The sequence below is a fragment of the Telluria sp. ZB4P34 genome (assembly GCF_059686055.1).
This window is the reverse complement of sequence record NZ_JCASIF010000005.1, coordinates 203423-229233: the sequence shown is the minus strand read 5'-3', so window position 1 is coordinate 229233 and position 25811 is coordinate 203423. Positions and strand designations below refer to the sequence as shown.

General features: G+C 66.1%; 20 protein-coding genes. 10 read left to right on the top strand and 10 right to left on the bottom strand.

The genetic code is table 11. The features are described 5' to 3' along the window. Positions 1 to 50 precede the first annotated feature (50 nt). Positions 51 to 287 (top strand): BrnA antitoxin family protein, encoded by a 237-nt coding sequence (locus AC56KL_RS11855; protein ID WP_497180355.1) that lies wholly within the window; start codon positions 51 to 53, stop codon positions 285 to 287. 170 nt (positions 288 to 457) lie between these two features. Here the strand turns inward: AC56KL_RS11855 and fmt are convergent, their stop codons facing one another. After that, positions 458 to 1405: a methionyl-tRNA formyltransferase gene (gene fmt / locus AC56KL_RS11850; RefSeq protein WP_497180354.1), complete on the bottom strand. Its 948-nt coding sequence runs from the start codon at positions 1403 to 1405 to the stop codon at positions 458 to 460. A gap of 11 nt (positions 1406 to 1416) precedes the next feature. Beyond that, positions 1417 to 1956, bottom strand: coding sequence for a peptide deformylase (def, locus tag AC56KL_RS11845; RefSeq protein WP_497180353.1), 540 nt, complete (start codon positions 1954 to 1956; stop codon positions 1417 to 1419). A 266-nt stretch (positions 1957 to 2222) separates the two neighbouring features. Between def and AC56KL_RS11840 the strand changes: the two genes are divergently transcribed. The 3 genes from AC56KL_RS11840 (at position 2223) to AC56KL_RS11830 (ending at position 5215) form a co-directional block, all read left to right on the top strand. After that, on the top strand, positions 2223 to 3347 hold the full coding sequence (locus tag AC56KL_RS11840; RefSeq protein ID WP_497180352.1) for a LysM peptidoglycan-binding domain-containing protein: 1125 nt from the start codon (positions 2223 to 2225) through the stop codon (positions 3345 to 3347). A gap of 89 nt (positions 3348 to 3436) precedes the next feature. Beyond that, positions 3437 to 4531, top strand: coding sequence for a DNA-processing protein DprA (gene dprA, locus AC56KL_RS11835; RefSeq protein ID WP_497180351.1), 1095 nt, complete (start codon positions 3437 to 3439; stop codon positions 4529 to 4531). Positions 4532 to 4756: 225 nt separating this feature from the next. Next, the gene (locus AC56KL_RS11830) at positions 4757 to 5215 is read left to right on the top strand and encodes a Smg family protein (protein ID WP_036210414.1); all 459 of its coding nucleotides are present in this window, start codon (positions 4757 to 4759) and stop codon (positions 5213 to 5215) included. Between the two features lie 65 nt (positions 5216 to 5280). Here AC56KL_RS11830 and AC56KL_RS11825 read toward each other — a convergent pair whose 3' ends face one another. The 3 genes from AC56KL_RS11825 to AC56KL_RS11815 form a co-directional block, all read right to left on the bottom strand. Then, positions 5281 to 7449: a metallophosphoesterase gene (locus AC56KL_RS11825; protein ID WP_497180350.1), complete on the bottom strand. Its 2169-nt coding sequence runs from the start codon at positions 7447 to 7449 to the stop codon at positions 5281 to 5283. An 84-nt stretch (positions 7450 to 7533) separates the two neighbouring features. After that, positions 7534 to 8004, bottom strand: a complete 471-nt coding sequence (locus AC56KL_RS11820; RefSeq protein ID WP_497180349.1) for a MarR family winged helix-turn-helix transcriptional regulator — start codon at positions 8002 to 8004, stop codon at positions 7534 to 7536. Beyond that, on the bottom strand, positions 8001 to 8888 hold the full coding sequence (locus tag AC56KL_RS11815; RefSeq protein WP_497180348.1) for a CPBP family intramembrane glutamic endopeptidase: 888 nt from the start codon (positions 8886 to 8888) through the stop codon (positions 8001 to 8003). Before AC56KL_RS11815 ends, AC56KL_RS11820 begins: the two co-directional genes overlap by 4 nt. A 400-nt stretch (positions 8889 to 9288) precedes the next feature. On the opposite strand from AC56KL_RS11815, the gene AC56KL_RS11810 reads away from it, so the two are divergent. Beyond that, entirely contained in the window at positions 9289 to 11949 is a 2661-nt protein-coding gene (locus AC56KL_RS11810; protein WP_497180347.1) for a DNA topoisomerase III, read from the top strand. A gap of 62 nt (positions 11950 to 12011) precedes the next feature. On the opposite strand, the gene AC56KL_RS11805 is transcribed toward AC56KL_RS11810, so the two are convergent. From AC56KL_RS11805 to AC56KL_RS11795, 3 genes are read right to left on the bottom strand one after another with little or no spacing between them, the layout of a single operon-like run. Then, positions 12012 to 12785 (bottom strand): LytR/AlgR family response regulator transcription factor, encoded by a 774-nt coding sequence (locus AC56KL_RS11805; protein WP_497180346.1) that lies wholly within the window; start codon positions 12783 to 12785, stop codon positions 12012 to 12014. Position 12786: 1 nt separating this feature from the next. Next, complete coding sequence (locus AC56KL_RS11800; RefSeq protein ID WP_497180345.1) at positions 12787 to 14025, bottom strand: sensor histidine kinase; 1239 nt, start codon at positions 14023 to 14025, stop codon at positions 12787 to 12789. Between the two features lie 23 nt (positions 14026 to 14048). Continuing rightward, on the bottom strand, positions 14049 to 15428 hold the full coding sequence (locus AC56KL_RS11795) for an alpha/beta hydrolase family protein (RefSeq protein ID WP_497180344.1): 1380 nt from the start codon (positions 15426 to 15428) through the stop codon (positions 14049 to 14051). A 311-nt stretch (positions 15429 to 15739) separates the two neighbouring features. On the opposite strand from AC56KL_RS11795, the gene AC56KL_RS11790 reads away from it, so the two are divergent. From AC56KL_RS11790 to AC56KL_RS11770, 5 genes are all read left to right on the top strand, one after another. Continuing rightward, a complete protein-coding gene (locus tag AC56KL_RS11790) occupies positions 15740 to 17431 on the top strand; it encodes a methyl-accepting chemotaxis protein (RefSeq protein WP_497180343.1) in 1692 nt (563 codons plus the stop codon). An 874-nt stretch (positions 17432 to 18305) separates the two neighbouring features. Then, a complete protein-coding gene (locus AC56KL_RS11785) occupies positions 18306 to 20243 on the top strand; it encodes a metallophosphoesterase family protein (protein WP_497180418.1) in 1938 nt (645 codons plus the stop codon). 138 nt (positions 20244 to 20381) lie between these two features. After that, the gene (locus AC56KL_RS11780; protein ID WP_497180342.1) at positions 20382 to 20768 is read left to right on the top strand and encodes a hypothetical protein; all 387 of its coding nucleotides are present in this window, start codon (positions 20382 to 20384) and stop codon (positions 20766 to 20768) included. Between the two features lie 25 nt (positions 20769 to 20793). After that, positions 20794 to 21558 (top strand): alpha/beta hydrolase, encoded by a 765-nt coding sequence (locus tag AC56KL_RS11775; protein WP_497180341.1) that lies wholly within the window; start codon positions 20794 to 20796, stop codon positions 21556 to 21558. Positions 21559 to 21576: 18 nt separating this feature from the next. Then, positions 21577 to 21894 (top strand): Dabb family protein, encoded by a 318-nt coding sequence (locus tag AC56KL_RS11770; RefSeq protein WP_497180340.1) that lies wholly within the window; start codon positions 21577 to 21579, stop codon positions 21892 to 21894. An 80-nt stretch (positions 21895 to 21974) separates the two neighbouring features. Here the strand turns inward: AC56KL_RS11770 and AC56KL_RS11765 are convergent, their stop codons facing one another. Then, positions 21975 to 22181 carry an addiction module protein gene (locus tag AC56KL_RS11765; protein ID WP_497180339.1) on the bottom strand — a complete coding sequence of 69 codons (207 nt, stop codon included), beginning with the start codon at positions 22179 to 22181 and terminating at the stop codon, positions 21975 to 21977. Between the two features lie 35 nt (positions 22182 to 22216). Beyond that, positions 22217 to 25804 carry an ABC transporter permease/M1 family aminopeptidase gene (locus AC56KL_RS11760; RefSeq protein ID WP_497180338.1) on the bottom strand — a complete coding sequence of 1196 codons (3588 nt, stop codon included), beginning with the start codon at positions 25802 to 25804 and terminating at the stop codon, positions 22217 to 22219. Positions 25805 to 25811 lie beyond the last annotated feature (7 nt).

Below are 25811 nucleotides of genomic sequence, written 5' to 3'. Positions count from 1 at the left end.
CAATTACCGGGTCGCCACAAAGTTGGCGAAGCTTTTAATGGGATGATTGCATGAACAAGGAATATGAGCCGGATTGGGATCAAGCGGTGAACCGCATCGAAGAAACGGCTGTCGCCGCGAAGCCGCACACGATCAACGGCGTGAAGCAGATCGTGACCATTCGCCTGGACGTGGACATGCTGGAATGGTTCAAGTCGGCGGGCCCGGGTTACCAGACCCGCATCAACCAGGTACTGCGCGAGTACATGGATGCGCAGCGCAGCGCAGGTGCACCGCAAGAGAAATAAGGAAGTGACGATCGGGGCGGATGCCCCGATTTTTTTTGGCTGTTGTATCGTAGGGTGGTCGGCTTGCCGACCGCGCGTTCAACTTACCGCAATGCTGCCTGCCCGGCTGTTCATCTGCTGGCTGGACGCACGGTCGGCGAAGCCGACCACCCTACCAAACCGTAGCCGCGTCAGGAGAAGACTTTCCCTGTGAGCGGAAAGCTTTTCAAAAACTCCGGCGCTGCGAGCCGTTTGCCGCCGGGCTTCTGCAGCTCGGTCATGCGCAGCGCACCCTCGCCGCAGGCAACCACGATACCGTGCGCATCCGCCGCCAGCACCTGGCCCGCGGCGCCCCGGCCCGGCGCCAGTTCCGCATTCCACACCTTGACCGTCACGCCGTCGACCAGTCCGTGCGCGCCCGGGAAGGGATTGAAGGCGCGCACCCTGCGCCACAGCAGCTCGGCCGGCAGGCTGAAATCCAGCCTGGCTTCTTCCTTGCCGATCTTGGCGGCGTAGGTCACGCCTTCTTCCGGCTGTGGCACCGCTTCCAGCTGGCCTGCCGCCATCCGGCGCAGGGCGTCGACGATCATTCGCCCTCCCAGCAGCGCCAGCTTGTCGTGCAGGCTGCCGGTGGTGTCGCTGTCCTCGATGGCGACGCGTTCGGCCAGCATCATCGGCCCGGTGTCGAGGCCTTCTTCCATGCCCATGATGGTCACGCCGGTCTCGAGATCGCCGGCTTCGATCGCGCGATGGATCGGCGCCGCGCCGCGCCAGCGCGGCAGCAGCGAACCATGGATGTTGATGCAGGGGCGGATGTCGAGCGTGCTGCGCGGCAGGATCAGGCCATAGGCCGCCACCACCATCACGTCGTAGTCGAGCGCCAGCAGGCGTGCATGGGCGGCGCGTGCTTCCTCGGCGCGCTGCGGATCCTTCGCATCCATGCGCAAGGAGAGCGGCTGCGCCACCTCCATGCCGTGCGCCAGCGCGTATTGCTTGACGCTCGATGCCTGCAGCTGCATGCCGCGCCCGGCCGGGCGGTCGGGCTGGGTCAGGACCAGGGGAATCCCGAAGCCGGCCTCGTGCAGGGCACGCAAGGCCACGGCGGCAAACTCGGGAGTGCCGGCAAAGACGAGCTTCATCGGGCGGCCCGTCAGCGGCGGGCGCTGCGCTGGGCGGCGTCGCGCTCCATGCCGCGCTCTTCCTTCTGCAGCTTGGCCTTGATGCGGTTGCGCTTGAGCGGCGACAGGTATTCGACGAACACCTTGCCCATCAGGTGGTCCATCTCGTGCTGGATGCACACGGCCAGCAGGCCGTCGGCGTCGACTTCGAATTCCTTGCCCTCGACGTCATGGGCCTTGCACTTGACGCGGGCAGGGCGCTCGACGCCGTCGTAGATGCCGGGCACCGACAGGCAACCTTCGTCGTAAACCTGCTTCTCGTCGCTGGCCCAGGTGATTTCCGGGTTGATGAAGACCATCAGCTGGTCGGTGGTCTCGCTGACGTCGATGACGATCACGCGCTCGTGCACGTCCACCTGGGTCGCGGCCAGGCCGACGCCGGGCGCATCGTACATCGTGTCGGCCATGTCCTTGACCAGCTGGCGCAGGCGCTCGGTGCCGAATTCGGTGACCGGCGTGGCGACCTTGTGCAGGCGCGGGTCAGGGTAGCGGAGGATCTTCAGTAAGGCCATGATCGGGACGGTTCCAGGGGTATCGATTAAATAAGGGACGTTTCAGGCGGCGTGAACGTACCGAAATGCAACACTTTGCCGGCATCGCAGGACGCGGTTTGTCTTGCTAGTTCAGGGATTTGTGTGCAGAATTTGATTCAGTACGGCAACCTTTTGTCGATCAGGAGCGGTTCATCGTGGAGTCTTCGGCTGCGCAGGCAGACATGATGATGCTGTCGCCATCCGGTGTCGAAGCCATAGCGTGAACGCAATGACGGACCTAAGCAATGAAAAATTTTAGCACAGTCGTGACCCGCGCTGCTGCCGCGGCGCTCGTTGCGTGTGCCGCGGCCAGCCCGGTCCAGTCCGCTCCAGCAGCGGGCGCCCCATGCACCTTCCGCCCGAACGCGCCTGACCAGCACCTCGTGGTCAAGGGCGATACCCTCTGGGATATTTCCGGAACTTTCTTGCAGAACCCGTGGTGCTGGCCCCAGGTGTGGGGCATGAACCGCGACGAGATCCGCAACCCGCACTGGATCTATCCGGGCCAGGTCATCTATTTCGACCGTGCGCGCGGCCGCCTGTCGCTGACCCGTCCGGGCGAGGGCGGTGGAAACCGTGGCGACGGACCGGGCGTGCCGCCGGTGACCAGACTGTCGCCGCAAGTGCGCAGCGAGTCGATCGAGCGCGGCGCCGTGCAGTCGATCCCGGCCGGCCTGATCGAACCCTACCTGACCCAGCCGCTGGTGGTGGAAGCAGGCGAGCTGGCCAATGCCCCGCGCATCGTGGCCTCGCAGGAAGGCCGCGTCTACCTCGGCACGGGCGACCGTGTCTACGTCAAAGGCGAACTGCAGGGCGGCAAGACCTTCCAGGTATTCCGTCCGGGGACCCCGCTGAACGATCCGCAGACCGGCAAGCTACTGGCGCACGAAGCCGCCTACCTGGGCAGCGTCACCCTCGACCGCGAAGCGGTCCCCGGCGTGGATGTGCACAGCTTCCGCGTCACCGAGACGCGCCAGGAGCTCGGCGTGGGCGACTTGCTGGTGCCGATGCCGCCGGCGCCGGTGCGCAACTACATGCCGCATGCACCGGCGCAAGACGTCGATGCACGCGTGATGTCGATCTATTCCGGCGTGACCCATGCCGGACAGAGCCAGGTCGTCACCGTCAATCGCGGTTCCGTTGACGGGCTCGATGTCGGCGCCGTGCTGCAGCTCTATCATCTCGGGAAGACGGTCGCGGATCCGGCCAGCAAGGGCGTGTTCGGCCTGGGCAGGACGCAGCTCAAGCTGCCCGACGAACAATATGGCAACCTGTTCATCTTCCGCGTGTTCAAGAACGTGTCGTACGGCCTGATCATGCAGGTGAGGGCGCCCGTGGAAGTCGGCGACGTGGCCCGCTCACCCCAATAAACCTTATCGGAGCAGCCCCTACCGTGCAGGACACGGCACCCCCACCCGCACCCGCCAGACGCCACACCGCCCACGCCGCCCACGCCGCGATGTTCGACTGGATCCGGTTGGAAGCGGTAGCAGGCGTGGGGTGCCGCACTTCCAGGCTGCTGCTCGATGTCTTCGGTTCGCCCGCGGCGATCTTCGGCGCAGGCCATGCGGCCCTTGCGGCCCACGTGTCGGCAGCGCAAGCCGCCGCACTGTGCGCACCCGTCACGCCCGAGCTCGACCGCCTGCTGGACGCTACCCTGGGCTGGCTGTCAGGCCCCCAGCGCCACATCCTCACGCTGCACGACGCCGATTATCCGCACGTATTGCGGCAGCTTCCCGACCCGCCCTTGATGCTGTACCTGCACGGCCGGCGCACGCTGCTGTCCGCGCCCGCCATCGCCGTGGTCGGCAGCCGCAACGCCAGCACGCAGGGCAGGGCGAATGCCGAAGCCTTCGCCGAGGCGCTATCGCGCGCGGGACTGTGCGTGGTGTCGGGCATGGCGCTCGGCATCGATACCGCGGCCCACGAAGGCGCGTTGCGCGGCGCGGGTTCCACCATCGCGGTGATCGGTACCGGCCCGGACCGCGTCTACCCGGCGCACAACCGCGCGCTGGCGCACCGCATCGCCGAGGAAGGCTGCATCGTCAGCGAATATCCGCTCGGCACGCCCCCCGCAGCAGGCAACTTCCCGCGCCGCAACCGCATCATCAGCGGCCTGGCGGCGGGCGTGCTCGTGGTCGAGGCGGCGGCGCAGTCCGGGTCCCTGATCACGGCGCAGATGGCGGCCGAGCAGGGGAGGGAGGTGTTCGCGCTGCCGGGCTCGATCCACTCGGCGCTGGCCAAGGGTTGTCATCAATTGATCCGAGAGGGGGCGCAACTGGTCGAGACCGTGGATGAAATCCTTGCAGCGATGCGGGTGTCGCCACTTGTTGCGCGGCATGCGCCTCACGCGTCGCATGCCGTGCCCGCCGGCCCGACCGACGACGGACTGCTGGCGACGCTGGGCCACGATCCGGTGCAACCCGATGCGCTGCTGGATCGCCTCGGCGCCGATGCCGGCTGGCTGGCCGGCGAACTGCTGGCGCTGGAACTTGCCGGACAGCTCGAGCGGCTGCCCGACGGCCGGGTGCAGCGCGTGATGCGGAGCGCCTGAACCGCGAAGCATGCCCGTTCTACGGCATGCGTCATGCATGAGGCAATACGAAAAAGAGTATTCTTCTTGAGATATTTTTGTGAAATGTTTGGCCTTGAAAATGTTAAATTTCGGTAAAACTGAGTGATCGGATAAGGCCACGATACAACGTTTTATATCCGCGGCGCACGACGGCGCGTGCCAGACTTGTGCCGCCGCGAGCTTAACTGCTACAGTAGCGTCACTATGTTCGACATCCTGGTCTACCTTTACGAGACGTACTACCGTCCTGACGCCTGCCCCGAGCCGGCGGCCCTGGCACGCAAGCTGTCCGCCGTCGGTTTCGATGACATCGAGATTTCCGAAGCGCTGGACTGGCTGTCCGGGCTGACCGAAGTGGCAGTTTCCGACGCAATCGATGCATGCACCGGCATCCGCTACTACGTGGACGAGGAGTACATTGAACTGGGCAGCGCCGCCATCGGCTTCATCCAGTTCCTCGAGAGCGCCAAGGTGCTCAGCCCCGTGCAGCGCGAGATCGTCATCGAACGCGCGCTGGCCTGCGACGAGTCGCCGGTGGCGCTGGGCAAGCTCAAGATCATCGTGCTGATGGTCCTGTGGAGCCAGGGCAAGGAACCCGACGCGCTCATGTTCGACGACCTGTTCGGCGACGACGACGACCAGGAACCGCGGCTCTTGCATTAAGAATTCTTCTGCATCAAACGAAACGGGGCCGAGGCCCCGTTTTCTTTTTCCGATCCCGTTGCCGCTCAGTTGAAGCTCAGTCCTGCGCCGTTGGCGTTGTTGATCTTCTTGCCCTTCAGGTCGATCGTGAAGCGGTCGCTCGGCTTGGCCGAACCCAAGCCCTTGAAGATCGAGAACACCTGCTTGAACTGGTGCTGGAAGGCCACATGCACCGGGTTCTGGTCCGAGGGCTTGTCGCCGATCTTCACGGGCGCCATCGTCGTCGCCGGGAAGGCCGACATCAGGACCTTGTACTGGCTGACGCGCTCGCTGCCCATGTCACGCAGGGCCAGTTCGCCCGCGTACACGGTGCGGTGGAAGTCGCCGTAGAAGTCATAGGGCGTGATCTTTGCGAACGATTCCAGGCTCAAGCCGGCCGCTGCGGCCAGCTTCTCGGCGCGTGTCGTCGCTTCCGCCCAATCGGCGCTGAGCTGCGCAGCGGCGACCGGCATGCCGCTGCCGGCGCCGGCGGCGGCGCAGGCGGCGCTCAGGGGCAGCACGCCCGGATTGTCCTTCAGCTGGGCCAGGGTAACGCGGGTCTGGAGCTGCGACAGCACCAGCATCTGCCTGCCGTTCAGGTTCATGGCCGCTTCCTTCATCTCGCACGGCCAGTATTCATCCATGAAGCGCAGGCGCGACAGCTCGCCAAAGTAGTTCCGGGTGAACTCGCCGTACGAGCGGGTGTCGAGAATGCTGCGGTCCCAACGCTTGGCGATGTCGGCGGGCAGGACGCTCGCCTTCAGGTAGTCGTTCTCGACCTGGTAGTAAGGGAACAGCTCGTTGAAGCGGCCCACCGAATGCAGGGCCACGGTCTGGATGTCGACCGTGTCCAGGTCCTTGTAGCTGATGATCTTGTAGGCGGCGCCGTAGACGGCCAGCGAGGGCGACTGCACGTTGACCAGGTAGTTGCCGTTCGCATCCGCGTAATCGTTGGTGCCGTTGAAGTGCATGTGCCCGCCCACGTGCCAGCGCAGGCCAGTGGCCGCCACGCCCGCCGCGGTGGCGGCGTCCGGCACGCGCGCCGTCTGGAAGGCGCCCGGCTTGAAGGCCGCCTTCATGGCCTCGGTCTGGTTGGCATAGAAGTCCATGGTCGGGTAGTGCGAATAGGCCATCAGCTGCTTGCCTTCCGCCTTGGCGCGCGCGGTGACCGACTTGATCCAGTCGACCAGGTGCATCTTGTGGGTCAGGACCTTGTTCCAGCCCGCGTTGCCGGCGCCGTCGTAGCCGCTGAATTTCTTCGGGTTCAGCGGGTCGAACTTTGCGTTCGGCACGAACACGTTGGCATCGATCGCCAGCAGCCACAGACCCTTGACCGGCTCCACCAGGTAGCTCGAATCGACCATGGTCGCGCAGCGGGTATAGGGCTTGCCCAGCCTGGCCTCGCCGGCGGCCTTGTAGCTGCCGCCCGAGCCTTCGGCGCAAATCTCGAACTCGCGCTTGTTCGCGGCCGACTGCGCCGCGGCTTCGTCGTAGTTGTACTTGTTGCCCGTGTACTTCGTGAACGGCGTCTCCCAGTGCAGGTCGGCCTTGTTCGGGTTGAAGCCGAATTCGCCCAGCTTGGCCAGCAGCTTGTCGTAGCCCTGTTCCATCAGCTGGTCGGTGCAGACCACGGTCGGGTCCTTGGCGACGCAGGCAGGGTTCGAGGTGCCGTAGACCTTCTGCTCCTTGCCGTCCTTGGTAAGAAAATCGTTCTTGCCCGCCTCGAGGTCGTCGAAAGGCTCGTTCGGATCGTGGTTGCCCGGCGCCAGGAAGAAGCGCATGCCCTTGGCCTGGTATTCCTTCAGCACCTCGGCGATGCCGTCGATGTTCATCGGCTGGGCGTCGTCCGAGTAGTCGCCGGGGAAGGCCACATGGCGGATGCCCTTCGCATACGCGTCGTCGAGCGCGGCGCGGAAGGCGAAGTAGTTTTCGTTGAACAGCCGGGTCGAGGTCAGCTGCGCATACATCGTGCGGATGGTGGCGTTCTTCCCGTCCCTGGTGGGAATGCCGGCGAACTGGTTGCTCTTGAAGTCGCCGTACACGTTGTGGAAGTGGACGTCGGACATGAAGGCGACAGCGGTGTTGGCCTCGGCCACCGGCGGCGGTTGCTGGACGATGGGTGCGGTCTGCGCCGGGGTTACGGGATCGTCGCTGCCGCAGGCGGACAGCAGGGTCAGCACGGTGGCGCCGGCGAGTGCGCGGAAGAGTCGGGACATGCATTGCTCCGGTCATTGAAAAGTGCCGGCATGGTGGCACTCGAGAATGACCGGAACGTGACAGTTTCGACCTCTATGGAAACCTTACCAAGTTGACTGTTCCTGGCGCGCCGCGCGGATCCGGTCGCCGAACGATTCCTGCTCCAGCGCCTCGATGGCCTCGGCCAGCACCTGCGACAAAGGGGTGGGCAGTTGAGCATCCAGACGCGACGCCGCCGCCGCAGTCGCCTTCCAGCACGCCTCCAGGCGCGGCAACATGGCTTGGCCGGCCTCGCTCAGGCTGATCAGCCTCTGGCGTCCATCGTGCTTGCCTGCGCTGGCCTGCAGCAGGCCTTCCTTGACCATCAGCGCCACCGTCTGCGTGGCGGCTGGCTGGGTGATGCCCGCGTGCGCCGCGATCTCGCCGATGCTCAAGGGCGCGGAAGCTTGCAGGGCGCGCATCACGGGCGTGAAGCGCGGGCGGTAGGCCAGGCCAGCCTCGGCGTAGGACTGCTCGACCGCGCCGTCGAGCAGTTCGATCAGGTGGCGCAGCTGGGTGCCCAGTCCCTGTTTCATGCGCGCTTCTCCCTTGCCTGGCGACGCGTCACGATGTGGCCGGCACGGATCGCATGGCGCAACAGCAGGACGGCTGCCAGGCTCCACAGCGCGAAACTCACCACGGAGGCTTCCAGCCCGTAGACGCCCCCGGTCAGCCACTCCGGCCCGCTGAGCTGGCCCTGGATCAGCCCGCGCGCCGGATGGCCCGAGGTCGGCAGCGAGAAAACGCCGTCAGAAAGGAAATTCCAGGCGAAGTGCGCACCGATGGCCAGCCACAGGCGCCGCGTCGCCAGGTAGGCGGCCGCGAAGGCCAGGCCGGCGATGGCCGTGTTGGCGACCGCCAGCAACGTGACGCCTTCGTTCGGCAGGTGGGCCAGCGCAAAGACCAGCGAGGACAGGACCAGCGCCGCCCAGGTGCCGAGCGAACGCTCGGGAATGCGGAACAGCACCCCGCGGAACAGCACTTCCTCGATCAAGGCCACGAACACCATCTCGGTGAAGGACTTCACCAGCACGGTCCAGTCGCCGGCGCCGGTAAAGCGGTAGGCGCCGCTGGCGATCAAGATGCCGACCGTGGCGAGGAACAGGGTGGCGCCCAGCGCCAGTCCCATGCCGAGTTCGCGTACGGCGCGGGGGCCGCGCAGTTCGGACGGCGCGCGCGCCTCGATCCGGCGCAGGTACCACACATAGCCGGCGTAGCCAGCGACGGCAGCCAGTAGCGGCGGCCAGAACGCACGCAGCGACTTGTCCGGAATCTGGTTCGAGAGTATCAGCACCAGGGCTACCGGAAGACAGGTGGCAAGCAGGGCCAGCAGGGTGCGGACGGCCGTAAAACGCGCAGGTCCTTGGGAAGACGTGGAGACGTGTACAGGCAAGGCTGACGGGATAGGCATGGACTTCATGGTGGGCTCCTGGTAGCAGCCGGAACGACCGGCAAGGAAAGTATATAAGCACTTATATATTTTTCATAGCCCTATTTTTAATGCATGGGTTCCCGATAACTTCAAAAAATAGACCTGCCGTATGGGCTTGCAGTTCGCGCGTCATCGCGCTTATCATTGGCCGCTCAATCCAATCTGTTACCAATCAGACACTACGGCACACCTCGATAAACCTGCTGCGCGTTGCATTTTCGCTCTGCGATGCTCGCTGTACAGTCGTACAGCTGCGCTTCTCGACCGAAACCGCTGCCGCTCGCAACGGTTTCTCGAGGTGGCCTTCGGTTTTGACAACCGTCAAGTCCGCAAGCATGTATGATGCGCGGGCAAAAGCCACTTATATATAGAGCACCCGAGAAACACTATGACCAAATCCCTCATCATCGCCGAGAAGCCGTCGGTCGCGAACGACATCGCGAAGACGCTGGGCGGCTTTACCAAGCACGATGAGTATTTCGAATCCGACGAATACATCCTGTCGTCCGCCGTCGGCCACCTGCTCGAGATCGCGGTGCCCGAGGAGTACGACGTCAAGCGCGGCAAATGGAGCTTCGCGCACCTGCCGATGATCCCGCCGTACTTCGCGCTGAACCCGATCGCCAAGACCGAATCGCGCCTCAAGGTGCTGAACAGGCTGATCAAGCGCAAGGACGTGACGACCCTGATCAACGCATGTGACGCGGGGCGTGAAGGTGAACTGATCTTCCGCCTGATCGCGCAGAACGCAAAGGCAAAACAGCCGGTCAAGCGCCTGTGGCTGCAGTCGATGACGCCCGCCGCCATCCGCGACGGTTTCAAGCACCTGCGCACCGACGACGAAATGCTGCCGCTGGCCGATGCCGCGCGCTGCCGCTCGGAAGCGGACTGGCTGATCGGCATCAACGGCACCCGCGCCATGACCGCCTTCAACTCGAAAGAAGGCGGCTTCTACCTGACCACCGTGGGCCGGGTGCAGACCCCGACCCTGTCGATCGTGGTCGAGCGCGAAGAGAAGATCAAGAAGTTCATCCCGCGCGACTACTGGGAAGTGCGCGCCGAGTTCGTGTGCGCGGCCGGCATCTACGAAGGCCGCTGGCTCGACCAGAATTTCAAGAAGGACGAGAACGATCCGGAAAAGCGCGCCGAGCGCCTGTGGAGCAAGGCCGCCGCCGATTCGATCGTCGCCGCCTGCCGCGGCAAGCAGGGCGTCGTCACCGAGGAATCGAAGCCGACCACCTCGATGGCGCCGGCCCTGTTCGACCTGACCAGCCTGCAGCGCGAGGCCAACGGCCGCTTCGGCTTCTCGGCCAAGAACACGCTCGGCCTGGCCCAGGCGCTGTACGAGAAGCACAAGGTGCTGACCTACCCGCGTACCGATTCGCGCCACCTGCCGGAAGACTACATCGCCACCGTCAAGGACACGATGACGGCGCTGAACGATACCAACAACTACCAGCAGTTCTCGAAGCAGGTGCTGAAGAACGGCTGGGTCAAGCCGAACAAGCGCATTTTCGATAACACCAAGATCTCGGACCACTTCGCGATCATCCCGACCGGCGTCATCCCCAAGAATTTGACCGAGCCGGAACAAAAGCTGTATGACCTGGTGACGCGCCGCTTTCTGGCCGTGTTCTTCCCGCCGGCCGAGTTCCTGGTGACGACCCGCTTCACCGAAGTGTCGGGCCACCAGTTCAAGACCGAGGGCAAGGTGATGACCAACCCCGGCTGGCTGCAGATCTACGGCAAGGAAGCGCAGACCGACGACAAGGACGGCGCCAACCTGGTGCCGGTGCAGAAGGGCGAGAAGGTCCTTGCCGACAAGGTGACGCCGAACGGCCTGGTGACCAAGCCGCCCGCACGCTACACCGAAGCGACGCTGCTGTCGGCGATGGAAGGCGCGGGCAAGCTGGTCGACTCCGACGAGCTGCGCGACGCCATGGCCGGCAAGGGCCTGGGCACACCGGCGACGCGCGCGGCCATCATCGAGGGTCTGCTGACCGAAAAATACCTGCTGCGCGAAGGCCGCGAGCTGATCCCGACCGCGAAAGCGTCGCAGCTGATGACGCTGCTGCGCGGCCTGGGCGTGAACGAGCTGACCGCCCCCGAGCTGACCGGCGAATGGGAGTTCAAGCTGTCGCAGATGGAGAAGGGCAAGATCTCGCGCGACGAATTCATGCGCGAGATCCAGCAGATGACCCAGATCATCGTCAAGCGCGCCAAGGAATACGACAACGACACGATCCCCGGCGAGTACGCGACATTGACGACGCCGTGCCCGAACTGCGCCGCCGTGGTCAAGGAAAACTACCGTCGCTTCGCCTGCACCAAGTGCGACTTCTCGATGTCGAAGACGCCGGGCAGCCGCCAGTTCGAGATCAGCGAGGTCGAAGAGCTGCTGGAAAAGCGCACCATCGGTCCACTGCAGGGCTTCCGCTCGAAGATGGGCCGTCCGTTCGCGGCGATCCTGCGCATCGTGCGCGACGAAGACATCAAGAACTTCAAGCTCGAATTCGATTTCGGCCAGGACCAGGACGACGGCGAAGAGGGCGAGGGCGTCGACTTCACGGGCCAGACTGTGCTCGGGCCCTGCCCGAAGTGCAATGCGGGCGTGTACGAAATGGGCCTGGCCTACGTGTGCGAAAAAACCGTCGCCAGGCCGAAGGCCTGCGACTTCCGCAGCGGCCGCATCATCCTGCAGCAGGAGATCCTGCCCGAGCAGATGGCCAAGCTGCTGGTGGACGGCAAGACCGACCTGCTGCCGGGCTTCGTCTCGCAGCGCACGCGGCGCGCCTTCAAGGCTTTCCTGGTGCGCGGCAAGGACGGCAAGATCAGCTTCGAGTTCGAGGAGCGCAAGGCCAAGCCGGGCGCAAAAGCCAAGGCCGATGCCGCTGCCGAGGGTGCGGACGGTGCTGCCGCCGATGGCGCCGCGCCGGTGAAGGCGGCGGCGCGCAAAGCGCCTGCCAAGGCGGCGGCAAAGAAGGCGCCGGCCAAGTCGGCCGTGCGCAAGCCGGCGGCCAAGAAGATCGCGACTGCGGCGAAGAAGTAACTTTTTACCGCTTGGTAAAAAACGCGAACCCACGGGTTCGCGTTTTTTTTGCGCCGGCGACGTCAGCGCATCAGCACTTCGCTGCGAAAACGCCAGGCGTAGGTGTGGCCGACCTTGAGCTGCGCTGGATGTTCGCGCAATTCGACCGTGAAGCCGCCCAGTTCGTCGCGCCGCACGCGTGCGATGGCGCGCACGCACACCAGCGTGCCGCGCCGGATCTGCCAGAAGCGGTCCGGATCCAGGCCCGCCGCCAGGTCCTTGATCGGCATCCGGATCAGTCCTTCATCGGTGGCGCTGACCACGCGCGTGTAGCGCGTATCCGATTCGAAGAACAGCACTTCGTCGATCGGGAAGATCTTGATGACGTTGCCCGCGGTGCTGCTGATCCAGCGGATGCGTTCCTGCTGCTGTTCGGGCGGGCGCAGGCGGCGGTCGAGTTCCACCAGGGTCCGGGCAAGATCGGCGCTGCTTGCGCCGGCCTCGAGCTGCGCCCGCACCCGCGCCACGGCCTGCTCCAGCCGCGCCTGCGCGATCGGCTTGACCACGTAGTCGAGCGCGCCGAGGTCGAAGGCGTCGAGCGCGTGGCTGTCGTACGCGGTGGTAAACACGATGCGGCAGCGGCCCGCGCTTGCCCGCGCCACGTCGAGGCCGCTCATGCCGGGCATCCGGATGTCGAGGAAGGCCACGCTTGGGCGCAGGTCGGCGATGGCGGCCAGCGCTTCGTCGCCGTCTTCGCAGGTAGCGACGATCTCGAGTTCCGGCCAGGCCAGCGCCAGCAGGCGTTGCAGCTCGGCGCGCTGCAGGTCCTCGTCGTCGGCAATCACGGCGGTAGGCATATCAGGTGTCTCCATCCTGCATGAAGCGCAGCGGCAGCACGATGCCGGCCGCCACGCCGCCCGTATCGATCGCGCGCAGCGACAGCGCAGCCGCGCCGCCATACAGGTGCTTCAGGCGTTCGCGAATATTGCTCAGGCCAATGCCGCTGCCGGCCGCCGCGCCGAAGCCGACGCCGTCGTCCGTCACCGTTACCTCCAGCATGGCGGCGCCGTCGATGTCGGCGCGGGCGGCGGCCACCCGGATGGCGGCCGGTCCCTTCTTCGGTTCGATGCCGTGCTTGACGGCGTTCTCGACGAGGGAGATCAGCATCAGGGGAGGAATGGCGGCGCCGCGCAGCTCCGGCGCGCAGTCCACCTGCACGCCAAGCCGCGGCATGCGCGCCGCGATGACGCCGAGATAGGCCTGCACCGAGTCGAGCTGGGCGCCGAGCGGAACGACGCTGCTGGCCCGGTCGGCGCGCAGCTGCGGAATGGTGTAGCGCAGGTAGGCGATCAGGTGGTCGATCATGACGATGCCGCGCTCGGGGTCGGACAGCATGGCGGCGCGCACGCCGGACAGGGTATTGAACAGGAAGTGCGGTTCCACCTGGCTGGCCAGCACCGCCAGCTGCATTTCCACTTCGTTGCGCTCGTGCCTGTAGCGTTCCGCCTCCGCCTGCAAGGCAGCCTCGCGCAGCAGGCCGCGCTGGCGGAAGTAGGCGGCCAGGTCGAAGGGGCCGGCCAGCCACATCACCACGGGCAACCAGACGAGCATGTTGACGAGGCGGTTCTGGCGCGCCTCGTCGATCTCCTGTGCCGTGGGCGCGCGCCCCGCAGCCGGCTGCCCGCCGGTCCGGACGAAAGGGGTCAGCGCCATGGCCACGCACACGCCGAACAGCAGGGCGCAGACGATGCCGGCCGCCTCGCGCCGTGGGCTCCAGCGGCGCCGGTGCACCAGCACCGCCAGGCCGCGCCCGAGGGCAAGGGCGGTGGCCACCACCAGCCACATCGCCGGAAAAGTCAGATAGAAGCGCAGCTTGTCCGTTCCGGGGCCGGGCCCGGGAACCAGTGCCGCCAGCACCAGCACGACCAGTGCGAACATGAGCAGCGGGGCCCTGAACGAGCGCATGCGGTACACGAACCAGGTCTTGCTGAAGATGGGGTACTGCTGCGCACGCGCCGACCAGCCGGCCAGCTTTGTCGCCATGCCGGGCGGCAGCGGCGCTTCCAGGCCCGGGTCGGCGTGTGCTGTCTTTTCCATATAGCTATTTTACGCTGGCAGGTCTATTTAACCGTTGCCAGGATCCAGTCGCTGACCAGCGTGAGTGCGCCCGGCGCGAACGTTTCCTCGATCTCGAAGTACTCCGAGCCGGCCCCGGTGGTCGAGGTCTGGAACAGGTGGTTCAGCTGCGGCAGTTCCTTCACGACGGCGCGCGGGTTGTCCTTGAGCGCCGTGCGGATCGCGCCAAGGTTCATGGCCGGCGGCACCTGGTAATCGCGTTCGCCGTTCAGGGCCAGGACCGGCTGGCGCAGCGACCGCAGCACGGCGCCGGGCTCGTGCCGGAGAAAGGCGTGGAACCAGGGCGTCGCCAGCAGCTTCAGGCGCTGCGTGGCCGTCTCCGCCGGAAGCGTCGCGCTGCGCTCCGCCTCTTCCGCCACCAGGCGCGCCTTGGCGAAGGCCGCGTCCGGCGTCGGTTCCGAAGCCAGGGCCGCGAGCAGCGCACGGTTCACCGTGCGCTCCCTGGCGATCATTTCCTCGGGCATGCCGTTCACCTTGGCGCCCATGGCCAGTTGTTCGGCCATGAGCAGTTCGCCGCGCACCCCCGGCGCTGCCAGCATCACGACGAAGGCGAGGCGGGGATCGCGCGACGCCACCAGCGGCGCGATCACCCCGCCTTCCGAATGCCCGAGGATGCCGATGCGGCGCGGTTCGATCTCGGCGCGGCCGCGCAGGAAGCGCACGGCCGCCTCGGCGTCGCCGGCAAAGTCGAAGGTGGTGGCGCCCCCGTACAGGCCGGTCGACTTGCCGACGCCGCGCTTGTCGTAGCGCAGCACGGCGATGCCCTGGCGGGTCAGGTGGTCGGCCAGCACCAGGAACTGCTTGTGCTGGAACACGTTCTGGTCGCGGTCGAGCGGCCCGGAACCGTGCACCAGCACCACCGCCGGAAACGGCCCCTTGCCCTGCGGGACACTGAGGGTGCCCGCCAGCCTGACCTGGCCCGCGGGATTGTCGAAGCTGAGCTCAAGGCGCGTATAGGCCGGCTGCCGCGCCGCGATCGCCTCCACCTGCGGGCGCTTCGGCTGCTGGCCATCGGCTGCCGTGCGCTCGAGGGTCAAGGGGACGGACTGGCCGCCCTGGCTCCAGGTGCCGACCCAGGCCTTGGCGCCGGCATCCCAGCGCGCCGTGAACCCGGCCTTCAGCGGGTCCAGCCTGAAGCTGATCTGCTCGTCCGTCACGGCGAGCCCGTCCACTTTCGTTTTCAGGCCTTGTTGCGGCACGCTCAGCCTGCCTTCCCAGTTCCCGTCCGCCGCCTTGCTGAACTGCAGGAACACGTTCAGGGAATTCGCAATGCGGCCTTTCCAGTGGCCGGTGGCGTCTTCGGCCAGGGCAGGGGTGGCGCTCATCGCGACGGCAGCGCACCAGGCCAGGAGTGTCGATTTCATGCGGTGTCTCTCAAAGGTTCGGAAAGCTCGACTGTAACCGCGCTGCCGGCCGAGCGCATCCCGGCGGGATGAAATCCGGTTTTGTTGACATGAACTTGCGCTGACGTGTCATTGACCGGATGCCTTGGCCAGCCTCGAACATGTCCTATGCATAAGTGTGTCATGTGTATTCCGGAAGCACGAGAATTTGCTTTTCATTAAGCAATTGTCCGGTAATAATCGATCGACTGTTTTATTCCTGACGTTTCATCATTCGGTCCGCCTGCCCGCGCAGGCATCACTCTCTCACAACGAATCGACCCGTCTGAACCATGAAGCTCTCCGACCTGAAAATCGCCACCCGTCTCTACCTCGGCTACGGCATCCTGATGGGCATCACCGGCATCGTGGTGGCCATCGCCTACGCTACGTTCAGCGCCCTGGGCGCCGCCAACGACACCAGCCTGCGCAGCCACGAAACCCTGGCCGAGGTCGACGCGGCGCTGCTGGCGCTGGTGAACATCGAGACGGGCCAGCGCGGCTTCTCGCTGACGGGCCAGGATGCGTCGCTCGAACCCTACACGGCCGGCAAGCAGTCCTTCCAGCAGCACCTCGACAAGGCGCTGGCCCTCACCGCCGGGGACGACGCGCAGCAGGGCCGCCTCAAGGCGCTGGCCCGGCACCAGCGCGACTGGCTCTCCCAGGCCATCGATCCCGCCATCGCCCTGCGCCGCAGCGCCGTGGAGGGGGACCTCGCGCCGGTGGTGGTCGCCGAACAGGAGGGCAGGGGAAAGGCTGCGATGGACGCCATGCGCGGCATGATTGGCCAGCTCAAGGCCGAGGAGACTGCGGAACTGGCCCGCCACGCCGCCCGCACCGTCGAGCTGGAGTCGGCGATGCGCCGCGCCCTGGTCGGCGGCGGCGTGATCGCCGCCATCCTGTCGGTCTTCATGGCCTACCAGCTGGGCCGCAACGTCAGCATCCCGCTGCGCCGCGCGGTCCAGCTGGCCCGCAAGGTGGCCCAGGGCGACCTGACCACCGAGGTCAAGGTCCGCACGAAGGACGAAGCGGGCGAACTGATGGCGGCGCTGAAGGACATGAACGCATCGCTGGTGTCGATCGTGTCGCAGGTGCGCGCCGGCACCGGCACCATCGAGACAGCCGCCGCCGAGATCTCGGCCGGCAACCAGGACCTGTCGAGCCGCACCGAGCAGCAGGCCAGCTCGCTGGAGGAAACGGCGTCGTCGATGGAAGAGCTGACCTCGACCGTCAAGCAGAATGCCGACAATGCGCGCCAGGCCAACCAGCTGGCCGCCAGCGCCGCCCACACCGCCGCACGCGGCGGCGACGTGGTGGCCGAAGTGGTGACGACGATGGGCTCGATCAACGAAGCCTCGCGCAAGATCGCCGACATCATCACCGTGATCGACGGCATCGCCTTCCAGACCAACATCCTGGCGCTGAACGCGGCCGTCGAAGCGGCGCGCGCCGGCGAACAGGGCCGCGGCTTCGCGGTGGTGGCGGGCGAGGTGCGCAACCTGGCGCAGCGCTCGGCCGCGGCCGCGAAGGAAATCAAGGACCTGATCGGCGACTCGGTCGCGCGGGTGGAAGCGGGTTCGCGCCTCGCGGACCAGGCCGGGCATACGATGGAAGACGTGGTGGCGAGCGTGAAGCGCGTCTCGGGCATCATCAGCGAAATCGCGGCCGCGAGCGAGGAGCAGCGCGACGGCATCGAGCAGGTAAACGGGGCGATTGCGCAGATGGACCGGGTGACGCAGCAGAACGCGGCCCTGGTCGAGCAGGCTGCTGCTGCGGCGGAGGCCATGCGCGAGCAGGCGGGTGGCTTGGCGCGGCTGGTGGACACTTTCCAGCTGGCGGAAGGGGCACGCACGCCCGCTCAAGCGGTACAGGCGCTGCCGCGGCCGGCGGCTCGTCCAGCGTTGCCGCGCGGTCGCACGGCGGGGCGGGCCGGCAAGGCAAGGGTGCAGGCGGTGGAGGTGTCCGATATGGCCGAGGCGGAGTAGGGGCTTAGCGACACTCTCTTATGCTTGATGTTAGAAGCCGCGCGTCGAGTTACTCCAACATGCCGGCATCGGCGAAAAGCGGTCATCAATCGGTATGCATTGCCTACAAAGGATGAGAGATGCATGGAAAGGCGCAGACATTTAGTGTTGCCGGCGCAATGGTATTGCTCGCGTCCTGTGCCGTCGGCCCAAGTGCCATCAACGCTTATGATGGTCTAGGTGACAGTCTGTTGGCCAGTACGCTTCGCTACTCTCTTTTTTTGAGGGAAGGCGCAGTCACCCGTTCGGTGAATAAGCTGGTGAACACGGACGCGATCCTGGCTCACCAGGAACCAAGGCTAGAACTGATCCGTATTGGGTTTCGATGTGAACCACTTCCCAAGACGAATTGCCTCTACAACGGACACGCGACATCCGAGTTAAGCGCTCCAGATCGCTCTCAGAGCATCAAGGTCCTGACAATTGTTCATATCGCTCTCGAACTCGACACCAAACCATTTCAAATCGTTAGCAAAATCACTAGAGAGTCCAATTGATAGAGCGTGCTTCCGTAAGCGTTCGCTTCGGATCCGGTCTTTCGTGACAGTTCGCGAATTTTTGACCTGGAGGCACTGCCAGTGCGTGGAGTCACTACTGGTGCTGCCTACCGCGACGGCAGTTGTCGGCCAAACCAGATATTGACGGCTTATCGTCTTCTGGCCATCACGAAAAACTAAGCCGATACCCTTGAGCGTGATGCACCTGCCGTTCATCGCGCGCCGACGAGCCATTCGCGTGCTCAAGCCACCTGGCGTGTCTGCTACACTCGCTCGTTCAAGAAACCAGCGTAGCGCACCGATTGATCCAGACTCCCGTCCCCGAGGGCTTGCCGCCCGTGCTTGCAGGTCCCATCCTGCGTCGCCTCGAGCCGGACCGCCTGGTGCTATGGCTGGTCGGCAGCGCGCCGCTTGGCCTGACCCTCGTGCTGGTCCCGAACGCGGGCGCACCCCAGCGCCTGGCGCTCGACGCGCGCCACTGCCGCGTGATCCGCGTCGGCCGCCACGCCTGCGTGCACCTGATCGATGTCGCGCTGCCCGAGCCGCTGCCACAAGACACGGTCATCGAATACGACCTGCTCGTCACGCAAGACGACGGCAGCGAGGCCGGCATCGCGCAGTGGGCGCCGCACCTGCTGCATCAAGGCGCGGCGCGGCCGAACCTGGTGCTGCGCAGCCGCAGCGACAACATCCTGTTCGGCTCCTGCCGCAAGCCGCATTCCCCCGCGCGCGACGGCCTGGCGCGTGCCGACGCCTTGTTGGCCGACCACATCGAACGGGCGGAGGAACGGCCCGCCATGCTCATGCTGTGCGGCGACCAGGTGTATGCCGACGATGTGGCGGGGCCGATGCTGGCGGCGATCCACGCGCTGATCCGGCGCCTGGGCCTGTATGCCGAATGCCTGGAAGGCGCGGTGGTCGCCGACAGCGAGGCGCTGTACCGCCATCCGGCCGGCTACTACCGGCGCGAAGAGCTGCTGCCCGCCTTCAGGTCCAACGATGCGCTGCGCGACCGCTTCTTCGGCGGCAGCGAGAAGCCGATCTTCACCACCGCCAATGCGCACAACCACCTGGTCACCCTGGCCGAGGTGATGGCCATGTACCTGCTGGTCTGGTCGCCCGTGCCGTGGCAGCTGGTGGCGGATGCGCCGGCGCCCCCGTTCGGGCCAGGGCACGCGGAGCGCTGGCGGCGCGAGTCGAAGGCGCTGGCGGGCTTTTGCCGCGACCTGCCGCGCAGCGCGCGCCTGCTCGCGCACGTGCAGACCCTGATGATCTTCGACGACCACGACATCACCGACGACTGGAACCTGTCGGCCAAGTGGGAGAGCACTGTCTACGGGCACCCGTTCGCGCGCCGCATCGTGGGCAATGCGCTGGTCGCCTACATGCTGTGCCAGGGCTGGGGCAACCGCCCCGAGGTGTTCGGGCCGATGCTGGACGAGCTGGCGGCGCTGGCCGCTACGGCCGCGCGCGACGACCGGCTGGATGCACCGGCGCAGGACGCGCTGATCAGGCGCCTGCAGGCCTTCCACCAGTGGGAGTTCGTGCTACGCACGGCGCCCACGGTCATCGTGCTCGACACCCGCACGCGGCGCTGGCGCAACCGGCGCGTGCCCGGCCATCCGTCGGGCCTGATGGATTGGGAGTCCTTGTGCGAGCTGCAATACGAGCTGCTGGACGAAACAGCCGCCATCATCGTGTCGCCCACGCCCATGTTCGGGGTCAAGCTGATCGAGGTGATGCAGAGGATCGCCACCTTCGCCGGCCAGGCCCTGACCGTCGACGCCGAGAACTGGATGGCGCACCGCGGCGCGGCCAGCAGCATGCTGAATATCTTCCGCCATGCACGCAGCCCGCGCAATTACGTGGTCCTGTCGGGCGACGTGCACTACTCGTTCGCCTACGATGTGGAAGTACGCGACGCGGACCGCACGCCGCATATCTGGCAGATCACCAGCAGCGGCATCAAGAACGAATTCCCGCGCCGGCTGCTCGACTGGCTTGATCGCCTCAATCGCTGGCTGTATTCGCCGCGCTCGCCGCTGAACTGGTTCACCAAGCGCCGCGATCTCGCCCTCACGCCCTACCTGCCGGACCAGCGCCAGCACGGCGAGCGCGTCTGGAACGGCGCCGGCATCGGCCAGGTGTTGCTCGATGCGCATGGCAAGCCGGTGCGCATCATGCAGCACAACGCCGACGGCCGGCCGTCGACCCGCTTCCTGGCGCCGGAACAGGACGCGCCCCCGGCGACCGCCGAGCCAGTACGGAAGCACTGAGGATGCAATGAGCCATCGACGGCGGCAGCCGGGCCGGAAGCTGCGGGCCGCCGGTCCGGTTTTGTCGCATGTCGCACGTGAGCGTCCCGGCGTCTGCGTGTAAGATCGATGCTTCCTTCACCTGACACGGAGACCCGCATGTTCAGCCTCGACGATTTCGCGCAGCTGCAGTTCCTGGAAGGCCGCTGGAAGGGCAATGCCCCGGACGGCAAGGAATTCTTCGAAGAGTACGACCGGCCGGAACCCACCGTGTTCCAGTCGCGGCGCTTCCCGGATGGCGGTTTCACCGGGCATACCGACGGCGCCACCATCAGCCTCGAGGACGGCGAGGTAATCTCGCAGTGGGGCGACTTCACCTGGAAGGCGACCAGCATCGGCGCCGACAGCGCAGCCTTCGAGCCCGTCAATGCGCCCAGCCAGTTCGTCTGGCGCCGGGTCGACGAGGCCACGCTGGAAGCCCGGCAGCGCTGGATGGTGGACGGCAAGGAGCAGGAATACACGCTGCGCCTGACGAAGCTGGGCTGATCCTGTCCCAGCGCGGTCCGGCTGCATGCACAAGTCCTTGGGCGTCCTCCTGTTGCTGGCCATGGGCGGCTACGCGGCTGCCTGCCTGGCGCTGTTCTTCCTGCAGCGCTCGCTGATCTATTATCCGCCGCCGGCCGCCGCCTACCCGGCGCCGCACACCTCGACCCTGGCCGTGCCCGGCGCCAACGTCAAGGTGTCGGAGCGGCCGCTGGCGGGCGAGCGCGCCCTGATCTACCTGGGCGGGAACGCCGAGGATGTCAGCGCCAGCCTGCCGCTGCTGGACCAGGCTTTCCCGGACCGCGCCCTGTACCTGCTGCACTACCGCGGCTATGCGGGCAGCACCGGCACGCCGTCCGAACAGGCGCTGGTGGCCGATGCGCTGGTCCTGTTCGACCAGGTCGCACGCCGGCACCGCGACGTCGTGGTGCTCGGGCGCAGCCTCGGCACCGGCGTGGCGGTGCAGCTGGCCAGCCAGCGGCCGCTCAAGCGGCTGGTGCTGGTCACGCCCTATGACAGCCTGGCCGGCCTGGCGGCGCGGCAGTTTCCCTATTTTCCGGTACGCTGGCTGCTGCGCGACCGCTACGACTCGGCGCGGCATGCGCCGCGCGTGACGGCGCCCACGCTGCTGCTGGCGGCCGAGCACGACGAGATCATTCCCGGGGCCAGCACCGCGCTGCTGCTGTCGCGCTTTGCGCCGGGCGTGGCCAGCCTGCGCACCATCCGGGGCGCCGGACACAACTCGATTTCCGACAGTAGCGAATACATCCCCTCGCTCCAATGGGCGAGATAAGCATCAGAAAGGAGTCTTATGCCTGCCAATGCCATGCTGCGCCATGTCGTCCTGTTCGCGTTCCGGGAGAATGCGAGCCGGGAAGCCATCGAATCCGTCATTGCGGATTTCGGCCGCCTGCCGGGCGAGATCCCCGCCATCGCCGCCTACGAATGGGGGACCAACGTGAGCCCGGAAGGCCTCGACAACGGGTTCACCCATTGCTTCACGCTGACATTCGCCGGCGACGCGGAGCGCGACGCCTACCTGGTGCATCCGGCCCACGAGCGCTTCGTTTCCACCCTCGGCAGCTGCCTGGAACGTTCACTGGTTCTGGATTACTGGACGCAGCCGTAGCCGCGCCCCAATGAAAAAACCGCGGCATGCCGCGGTTTTTGTGTCCATCGAGCGGACTGCCCGAGCGCTTGTCCCTGCGCTTATTCTTGCCATTCCTTCATCGCGCAGATGGCCGCTTCGCCATTGCGGATCGCCTTCACGCGGCGCACCACTTCCTTGCGCCAGGCTTCGTCGGCATCCTCGTCCTGGCCGTCGATGTCCTCGAGCAGCATGCGCAGCAGCGCGTGCTTTTCATCGACGTTCAGCATCTGGATCTTTTCAGCAATGTCTGCAACCAGGTTCGACATGTGTCCCCTCCAGTAATATATTTGAAATAATAACTTTACTTTTCAACGTTGTCGACAGGAAGCATGTTGTCCGTTGGTTTCCTGTCAATCAGCTTGTTATCGGGGTCGATGCCGGCGCGCGCGGGGCGTGCGTTGACCACCAGCGTGACGGTCTGGCTGGCCCCGTCGACCAGGCGCCGCTCGCGCACCAGCGGGTTGCCGTTGCGGTCGTCCACGCCGAACTCGATGAAGTCGCGCAGCGGCGCCGGCTTTTCGTCGCCCAGTTCGCCGGCGCGCACCTTGCCCGCATGTGCGCGGATCGTCACGTCGAACTTCCCGTCCGGGCGCCGGCGCGCGGTGGCGCTCTCGGCGCGGTTCTCGTACAGGACGATGTGCTCGAACAGGTCGTCGATCAGGTAGGCCTTGTCCGGCGGCGTGACGGCGCGCAGGGCGTCGACCAGCGCCAGCGCGGTCGGGTAGGGCGCGCCCTTGAATGCATATTCCTTCAGCAGGGAGCGCAGCACGCCGTTCACGGTGTCCTCGCCCAGCAGGTCTGCCAGCAGGTACAGGGCCAGGCTACCCTTGCGGTAATGGACGTAGTCCTGGTTTTCGTTCTGCGCCAGCGGCAGCTCCTTGCGGCGCTCGGTGGCGCGGCCCATCAGGTAGGCGTCGAGGTTGTAGCGCAGGAAGCGGCGCATTTTCTGGCCGCCCACCGCACGCTTCATGACCATCAGCGCCGTGTATTCGGACAGGCTCTCCGACAGCGCGGTGGCGCCGCGCGTGTTGGCGCCCACTACCTGGTGCCCCCACCACTGGTGCGCCGTCTCGTGGGCGCTGATGTAGAACGGGTAGTCGATGTCCTTCGGCGAATCGTCGTCGATGCGGGCGATGAAGCCCATGCTTTCCGAAATCGGGATGGTGCCCGGGAAGGCCTGCGCGTAGGTGGCGTAGCGCGGGAACTCGACGATGCGCAGCTCGCGGAAGGGGTAGGGGCCATAGTTGCTCGAGGCATAGCCGAGGCCCGCCTGCATGCCGCGGATCATGCGTTCGACGTTGACCTCGTGGCCCGGGTGGTAATAGACGTCGAGCGTCACGTCCTGCCAGCGGTCGTGCCGCACTTCGTAGCGCGCCGACTGGAACGAATAGAAATTCAGGATCGGCCTGTCCATCCGGTAGTGGAAATACCGGTTGCCCTTGTCGACCCATTCCCTTTGCAGGGTGCCCGGCGCGATCGCGATCTGGTCCGGAGAGGTGGAGACCACGGCGTCGAAATCGATCCAGTCCGCATCCACGCCCAGGCCGTTGTTGGCGCGCGCGGCCAGGTCGTCGCGTGCGGCCATTGCTTCCTTCGGTCCCAGGCCGCGGCGCTTACGGTCGATGTCGTCGGTCAGCTCCACCGAGGGCTGGTAGCCGATGCGCGGCATGACCTCGTTCGTGAAGAAGCTGCCGTTGCCGACCACCGGGGTGTCGCTGCCCAGGCCGAGCAGGCCGCCCGGTGCGTAGTCGAGGCGGAAGGCGAGCGTCATGCGCGCGCCCGGCTGCAAGGGCTGGGCCAGGCGGTAGTGGTAGAAGCCGCGCTCCGGATCGGACAGCAGGGTGCGCGCGGGTTGCGGGAAGCTGGGTTGGAAGCGGGCGCCGCGCTGCTGGTACAGCACCAGGTCGGACACCGGCACCCCGCTGCGGTTCTCCAGCACATAGGAACCCTTCACGAGCAGGCTGCGCTCTCCGGGCCGGATATCGACCTGCAGCCGGACGGCGGCGATGCGCGGCTGCGGCAGCCTGGCGAAGCGGCGGTAGCGCAGCTCGTATTCGGCGCGCGCACGCTCCTGCTGCGCGCTGGTCTGGTAGCCGCCGGCATGCAGTTCGTAGGCCAGCAGGGCGCCCAGGCCGGCAAAGACCAGCAGGCCGGCGGCGAATCCCGCCAGCACCGTTCGTGACAGGTTGCGGCGCGCCAGGCGCAGGCGCTCGCGCCAGCCGCTGTCGACGCCGCGCGCCCACAGCACGCGCGCCGCCACCAGCAGCATCAGGGCCAGGCCGCCCCAGTACAGCTGGAACAGGTGCTCGCGCACCAGGAAATGGCCGAAACCGTTCATCGCCGAATAACGGAAGGACGGGGTGCTGGCGTAGACCAGCATCGGGTGGTCGTAGCCCATGCCTTCCGCGGTGGTGAAGACCAGGTACAGGGCGATCAGGATGAAATAGGCCAGGTAGCGGTTGTTGACGATCACCTGCATCGCCACGGCCAGCGCGGCCAGCAGCGCATATTGCGGCAGCAGCACGGTGAACAGGAAGCGCAGGTACAGGCCCGGCTCGAGGCTGAACCAGCCCTTGAACAGCTGGATCAGCATGCCGACCACCATCGCCATCGCCAGCAGCAGGGCCTGTAGGCCGACCAGGGCCAGCGTCTTGCCCGCCAGCGGCAGCCAGGTCGGCGCGGGCATGGCATCGAGCATCTGCGCCATGCGCGCCTCGCGTTCGCGCCACACCATCTCGCCGGCGAACAGGGTGGTCACCACCAGCATGTACAGCGAGAACACGTCGCGGATCAGTTCCAGCACCATGTAGGTGACCGGATAGGTAGTGGTGCCGTAGATCGAGCCCAGGTCGAGCGAGCTGGCCACGAGGATCAGGACGCCCGCGACGGCGAGCGCCAGGAAGTACACGTTCTTGCTCGCCTCGCGCATGTTGTACCAGACCGACTTCCCAAGCAGGAAAGCCAGGCTGCGGCGCTCGAAATCGGGCGCTTCGCGGGTGTCGGCGGCAGCCTGGGACAGCGGCGCCGGCACGTCGTCCACCGGTTGCTGGCCCTTGCGGTGGCGCGGATCGAGGTTGCCGACCGTATGGAAGCGCCAGTAGCCGAGCAGCAGGACCACCAGCCCGAAGCCCATCCAGATCAGGCGGTTCACCACGTACACGCCTTCGAGCGTGACGAGGCGGGTGTTGCGCTCGGCGATCGGCCAGTATTCGGTGAGGCGGATCAGGGCCGTGGTGCCGAACGGGTCGATCAGGGCGGCCAGGGTCTTGTAGTCGAGGTCGCGCGCCAGCGAAGGAGCGACGATGTAGCCGATCATCATGACGATGCTGGCCACGTAGACCGGCAGCATGCGGCGCGAGAGCGCGGCCAGCACGAAGAACAGGGAGCCGAAGATGAAGGTATTGGGCAGCAGCGTGAACAGGTAGGGCAGGAGATAGCTGGACCAGCCGTCCGGTCCCAGGCGGGCCGGGTCGATGCCCGGGATGAAGCTGCCGAGCCAGGAACCCAGGATGATGCTCGACAGGATGATCGCCAGCGTGGCGAAGGCGCCCAGGAAGCGGCCCGCCACGTAGTGAAGCTTGCGGATCGGCGCGCTGAAGAAGAAGTGCTGCATCTCGTATTCGAAATCCTGCTGCACCGAGCGGCCCATCACGGCCGCCACCACGACCACGCCGAAGCAGCCGAGGAAGGAGGCGGTCAGCGCGATCTGGCGCGGCGCATTGATCAGGACCCGGCCGCCGAAGGTGACGACGGCGTCGCGGAAGGCGCCGCCCGCGGCCGCCATCCACAGCATCGCCAGCGCCAGGAAGATGCCGAAATAGATCCAGGTCGACAGCAGCTTGAGCCGCTGCCGCGCCTCGAAGCGGGCGATCGCGAATAAGGGGCTCATTGGCAGG

Bases quoted from the DNA above. Each gene is read 5' to 3' on its own strand.
- AC56KL_RS11855 (WP_497180355.1), top strand. From the start codon at position 51: ATGAACAAGGAATATGAGCCGGATTGGGATCAAGCGGTGAACCGCATC.
- fmt (WP_497180354.1), bottom strand. From the start codon at position 1,405: ATGAAGCTCGTCTTTGCCGGCACTCCCGAGTTTGCCGCCGTGGCCTTG.
- def (WP_497180353.1), bottom strand. From the start codon at position 1,956: ATGGCCTTACTGAAGATCCTCCGCTACCCTGACCCGCGCCTGCACAAG.
- AC56KL_RS11840 (WP_497180352.1), top strand. From the start codon at position 2,223: ATGAAAAATTTTAGCACAGTCGTGACCCGCGCTGCTGCCGCGGCGCTC.
- dprA (WP_497180351.1), top strand. From the start codon at position 3,437: ATGTTCGACTGGATCCGGTTGGAAGCGGTAGCAGGCGTGGGGTGCCGC.
- AC56KL_RS11830 (WP_036210414.1), top strand. From the start codon at position 4,757: ATGTTCGACATCCTGGTCTACCTTTACGAGACGTACTACCGTCCTGAC.
- AC56KL_RS11825 (WP_497180350.1), bottom strand. From the start codon at position 7,449: ATGTCCCGACTCTTCCGCGCACTCGCCGGCGCCACCGTGCTGACCCTG.
- AC56KL_RS11820 (WP_497180349.1), bottom strand. From the start codon at position 8,004: ATGAAACAGGGACTGGGCACCCAGCTGCGCCACCTGATCGAACTGCTC.
- AC56KL_RS11815 (WP_497180348.1), bottom strand. From the start codon at position 8,888: ATGAAGTCCATGCCTATCCCGTCAGCCTTGCCTGTACACGTCTCCACG.
- AC56KL_RS11810 (WP_497180347.1), top strand. From the start codon at position 9,289: ATGACCAAATCCCTCATCATCGCCGAGAAGCCGTCGGTCGCGAACGAC.
- AC56KL_RS11805 (WP_497180346.1), bottom strand. From the start codon at position 12,785: ATGCCTACCGCCGTGATTGCCGACGACGAGGACCTGCAGCGCGCCGAG.
- AC56KL_RS11800 (WP_497180345.1), bottom strand. From the start codon at position 14,025: ATGGAAAAGACAGCACACGCCGACCCGGGCCTGGAAGCGCCGCTGCCG.
- AC56KL_RS11795 (WP_497180344.1), bottom strand. From the start codon at position 15,428: ATGAAATCGACACTCCTGGCCTGGTGCGCTGCCGTCGCGATGAGCGCC.
- AC56KL_RS11790 (WP_497180343.1), top strand. From the start codon at position 15,740: ATGAAGCTCTCCGACCTGAAAATCGCCACCCGTCTCTACCTCGGCTAC.
- AC56KL_RS11780 (WP_497180342.1), top strand. From the start codon at position 20,382: ATGTTCAGCCTCGACGATTTCGCGCAGCTGCAGTTCCTGGAAGGCCGC.
- AC56KL_RS11775 (WP_497180341.1), top strand. From the start codon at position 20,794: ATGCACAAGTCCTTGGGCGTCCTCCTGTTGCTGGCCATGGGCGGCTAC.
- AC56KL_RS11770 (WP_497180340.1), top strand. From the start codon at position 21,577: ATGCCTGCCAATGCCATGCTGCGCCATGTCGTCCTGTTCGCGTTCCGG.
- AC56KL_RS11765 (WP_497180339.1), bottom strand. From the start codon at position 22,181: ATGTCGAACCTGGTTGCAGACATTGCTGAAAAGATCCAGATGCTGAAC.
- AC56KL_RS11760 (WP_497180338.1), bottom strand. From the start codon at position 25,804: ATGAGCCCCTTATTCGCGATCGCCCGCTTCGAGGCGCGGCAGCGGCTC.